Origin of the sequence: Mesorhizobium sp. M4A.F.Ca.ET.022.05.2.1 (genome assembly GCF_003998845.1) — a bacterium.
GTDB lineage: Bacteria > Pseudomonadota > Alphaproteobacteria > Rhizobiales > Rhizobiaceae > Mesorhizobium.
Map to the genome: position 1 here is coordinate 1 of NZ_RZOJ01000424.1, position 5,172 is coordinate 5,172.

Consider the following 5,172-nt stretch of genomic DNA (forward strand, 5'->3'; position numbering starts at 1 on the left):
CAGCCTCGACCTCAAGGCGCTGCTGCGCGAGGCGCCGGTCGGCGGCTTCTACGTCGTCGAGATCGACCGGATCAAGGCCGGCAATACGGCGGATGTTCTGCTGCAAGCCAGCATTGAACAGTTCGGCCACGGTCAGTCCGGCGGCTTGCTGGTCAAGGCGCCGGCGTTGCCTGCCGGCGGACAGACCTACTACAATTTCTTCCGGCCGGATGCGGGAGCCATCCCGTCGCTGAGCCGTGGCGTCTTCGCCACCGGCAACACGGAAGTCGCGTCGACCTATGATTTCCGGGGCCTCGACCCGACAACCGGCCTGCGCACGCTGCCCGGGCTGCAAGCAGGCTCGGTCGTCGCTGGCGGCGACATCATCGTCGCGGCCGCCAATCCGGCGCCGGCGGCAACCACCGTCAACGTGCTTGGCATTACCGAGATCGCCGGCAATGGCGACATCGACGTGCTGACCAACGGCTACATCGCGCTGACCGAAAAGACCGGCGACATGCGCGTCGAGCGCATTCGCTCCAATGCCTCCGATGTGCTGCTGTATTCGCCGCGGCGCATCCTTGATGCGCGCGATGACAATGGCGACCCGGCCTTGATCGAGGCCGATGTCTCGGGCCGCAACATCACCATGGCCGCTGGCGTGGGGCTGTTCAATCCGACTCATTTCCAAGTCGCTGCTCAGGTGCTCAACCCGACGCTGCTTGACATCAACTCGCCCTTGGGCGGCATTGGTGAGCCGAGCAATTTCCTCGAGATCAACGTTGATAACCGCAATGGCGTCGGTGGGCTTGGCGTGCTGCGAGCCTTCGACATCAGCGCGGATTCGACGTTGGGCATCTTCCTCGACGAAGTCGTCGGCGACATGCATGTTCATACCGTCCACACGACCCGTGACGTGTCGCTGAGGACCGTCGCAGGCTCGATCCTGGATTCACGCAACAACGGCGCCGGCGACGACTTTGCCGACGTGATGGGTCAGACCATCGACCTCGACGCCAATGGTGGCGGCTCCATAGGCGCCTTTACCAACGATCTCGAGATCGATTCATCGCGCGGTTCGAGCGATGACGACGTCGCGCTTGAAGCCGGCAACAACATCTACCTGGCCGAAGCGCCGGAGGTTCCCGGCGGCACCGCCGGCAATCTGCGGCTGGTGCTGGCGCACGCCTATGATGGCGATATCCGCATCACGGTGCGCGAAACCTCGGCTCAGGGCGAGAACCTCGACCTGCTGCACAGCGGCAGCGCCCGCTTCGGGGAAGACGGCACGACCTTCCCGACCTTCCAGCCCGATGCGTCGCGTGTCATCACGCATGGCCAGATCTTCGCCGAAAAGGGTTCCGTGCTGCTGCGCGTAGGCGACGACGTGACGCTCGACTCCAACAGCGAGACGCTGGCGGCCAAGAGCATCGACATCTATGGCGACGTGTCGGCGACCGACGAGGTCATCCATGCGCTCGTCAATCTGGATGTCGCCTTCGGCACCGTGATGGTGCTGCGTGGCCGTATCGTCGCCAACGCGACAGTGACGCCGGGCAACAAGACGATCGGCGCGCCGGTGGGCTCGGCAACGCCGACATTGACGGCCGACCCGGTCACCGGACCGACCGTACTGACCCGGATCTTCGGCAACACCGATGTCGACACGATTCAGTTCGGCGACACCTCGGGTGCCGGCGGCACAAACACCCTCGGCAGTCCCGGCTACGTCTTCCTCGGCTCGAAGACGCGCGCCTATGGCAGCCAGGACCTCAATGCAAACAACGTCGATGGCGAAGACCGCTTCCGCGTCTACTACCTCCAGGACACCGCGACGCAAACCTCTCCGAACATGCAGACGGCGGCCGAGCACACGCTCACGCTGGACGGCGTGTCGGGCACCGATGTCTATGAGATCTACACCCTTGGCTCCAACAATCCGGGCCAGGGCACCGCAGGCACCGACTTCCAGCGCAACTACGTCATCAACATCCTCGACAGCGGGCGCTCCATCGATGGTGTCGATGAACTGGCCATCTTCGGCTACAACTCGTCGCAGAATGGTCTGGTCGGCGGCAACAAGCCGATCGACGACATCTTCCTCCTGCGCGGCGCCAACTACCTGCCGCACGAATCCGCCGACCGTCCGGCCTACGTCGCCATGGTCTACGGGCAGCCCAAGACCTATGCCGACACTATTGAGGACAATGAGCCCTCGAACGAGGTCGCGCGCATCAATTACGACACCGCGCTGAATGGCCGGATCACCGTCGAGGGGCAGGGCGGCAACGACAATTTCTACTCCGACGACACCTCGGCGATCGTTTCGCTGCAAGGCGGCGCTGGCGACGACTCCTTCAACATCGGCCAGATATTCGGCAACAAGCGCACTGGCGATCCGGAAAACGGCGTCACGCCGTTCTTCGGCGGCGGCCTGCTCGACCAGGACGTGTTCCCCGACATGGTGGCTACGACACGCGGCTGGTTGAGCCCCGGCATCAGTGCGCCGATGGTCGCGCAGGGCGGCACCGGCAACGACGAATTCCGGGTCTATTCCAACCAGGCCGAGCTGCGGCTCGAGGGCGACGACAACAACGACCTGTTCATCGTCCGCGCGTTCGCCATCGCGGCGGTCGCCAACCAGGACTGGAACGGTGACGGCACGATCGATCAGGACGACCTGCCGGCGGTCACGCTCGACACCAATGGCGATGGCGCGATCAATTTCGCCGACGCTGACTCGACGCCGGACGACTACACCGACGACGTCATCGTGCTGGACGACTTTGGCGTCGCCAAGCCGATCATCGGGCTCGGCTTCTCGGTCGCGCGGGCGCCCGATATCCGCGCCGGCGGCGGCGAGGACGAAGTGCAATACAATGTCAACGCGCCGGTCTCGGTCGACGGCGGCACCGGCTTTGACAAGCTGGTCATCCTCGGGACCGAATTCGCCGACGATTTCGCCATAACCGAAAAGGGCATCTTCGGCGCCGGCCTCAATGTTCGCTACACCACGATCGAAGTGGTCGAGGTGGACGGACTTGAAGGCGACGACGAATTCTTCGTTCAGTCGACGGCTTTCGGCGTGGCCTATCGCGTTATCGGCGGTCTGGGCTCCGACACGATCAATGTCGCGGGTGATGTCACGGAAGACATCATCACACGCGAACTCGAAGGCGCGTCCGGCGCCGTTGATCACCTCGTCACCTCGGGCGATCCACTCTACGATGGCGTCCTGGTCGACGGTTTCGACTATCACGTGGCAGGCCCCGAAGAGGGCATCGTCCGCATCGACGAAACGGACGGCTTCACGGCTGTTCGGGAAGGCGGACCGCGCAATGTCGACAGCTACACTGTCAGGCTGGCGGTCGCGCCGCTGGCCGGCCAGATCGTCTATGTGACGATTGCGGCGGCACGTTCGCCGCAGCAGGAAGAAGACGGCACCCTGATCAACCCGGCACCGTTGCCGAATGGCATCGGCGACACGATCTGGCTTTCGACGCTGGATCCCGGCGCCGTGGGAACCGACGGCGAATTCCAGCATGTCATCATGATCAACGGCGTTCCGACGATCATCAACGATCGCTCGATCGTGCTCGCCTTCGACAGCACCAACTGGGACACGGCGCAGAACGTGTACCTCTACGCCCCCGACGATCTGCGCGCCGAGGGCGATCGGGTGGTCGTCATTCAGCACAGTGTCATCTCCGACACCAGCGGTGTCGCACCCGCAGTGCTGGCGGCGGCCTATCCGGACGGCGATCCCTTCGACGCCGCGGATGTGCGCAACGTCGAAGTCGACCTGCGTGACAACGACACGCCCGGAATCTATGTCACCGAAGTGGCGCCCGGCACCAATACCGAAGATCGCCGCTCGCTCGTCATCGAAGGCAATGCCACGACCAAGCTGAATGACGAACTTCTGGTACAGCTAGCCACGGCGCCCGAAGCGACCGACACGATCGTCGTCAAGTTGTTCGTCAACGAATTCAGCGACGAAAACATCATGATCTACGACGTCGACGATCCGAACGATCTCGACGGCCGCATGTTCAAGGGTGCCGACGGCTACTGGCGCATTACTTTCGACAGCGGAAACTGGGACGATGCGGTGCGCGTCGGCATCGAAGCGCGCGACGACATCCCGCGTGAGGACCCGCATACGGCGGCGATCTTCTTCCAGCTCGACCAGGCGCTGACGGTCGACGCCGACCACGACTACGTATTCCCGAACCTGCGCTCAGGCCCGGGCTATGTCGACATCGACGTTATCGACAATGACAGCGCCGGCGCGGTCGTGCTGGAGAGTGAAGGCAATACGCTGCTCAACGGCGACGGATCGGACACCGACGACTATACGATCCGCCTGACCAAGGCGCCGTCGACCAGCGTTCACGTCGCGGTGCTTACCGACGGTCTGGCGGATGTCGTCAGCGTCAACGGGATCGCGGTCACGCCCGGCTCGGGGTACGAGATCATTGGCGGCCTCAGGCCAACGCAGATATTCGACGGCAATCTTGTCTTCTCCAACGATGGTGGCCTGGGCAAGGTCACGCGCGGGGTCGGTGCCGATCTCGGCAGCTTCGTTGATGAAGGGTTCTTCGTCGGCCAGCAGGTACGCATCGGCAATGCCGGCGTCGACAGCGGCGATTATTTCATCACCTCGATCGATGCGGATGGAAAGTTCTTCAAGGTCGACAAGCTGTTCGCCACGACAGGCGCGCAGGCCGACGTCATCCTGTCCGATCTGGCGCGGGACGGTGAGTACACCGGCGATATCCGCTTCGAGCAGGTCATGGAAGAAGGTATTCCGACCTACCGGATGACCATCGACGGACTTGGCGAAGAGGACGATGGCTGGCTGGCATTCGGTTTCCTCGAGGGGCAGTGGATCCGCCTGTTCGACTCGACCGACAATCTGATCGGCGACTTCAAGATCGCGATCATCCGCGGCGACAACGACACCAAGGACACCACAATCCAGATCACCGGCACCAATGTGGCGCAGATCCTGCCGCATCTGGGCGACACGCTGAACGACGTGCGTGTGGTTCGCACCGCCGCCGTGGCTGTGTTCACGCCGGCCAACTACTACCAGCAGCAGACTATCGAGCTGCGCGCCGACACCGAATACGATGTGCCGATCACTCGTGAAGGCGTCAAGGTCTTCCCGGTTTCCGGTCACTATCTGTC

At 63.1% G+C, this 5,172-nt stretch carries 1 protein-coding gene; it reads left to right on the top strand.

Annotated elements, in window-relative coordinates; genetic code table 11:
* The coding region (locus EN745_RS36385; RefSeq protein ID WP_210213780.1) for a hypothetical protein at positions 1–5,172 on the top strand (5,172 nt) is incomplete at both ends.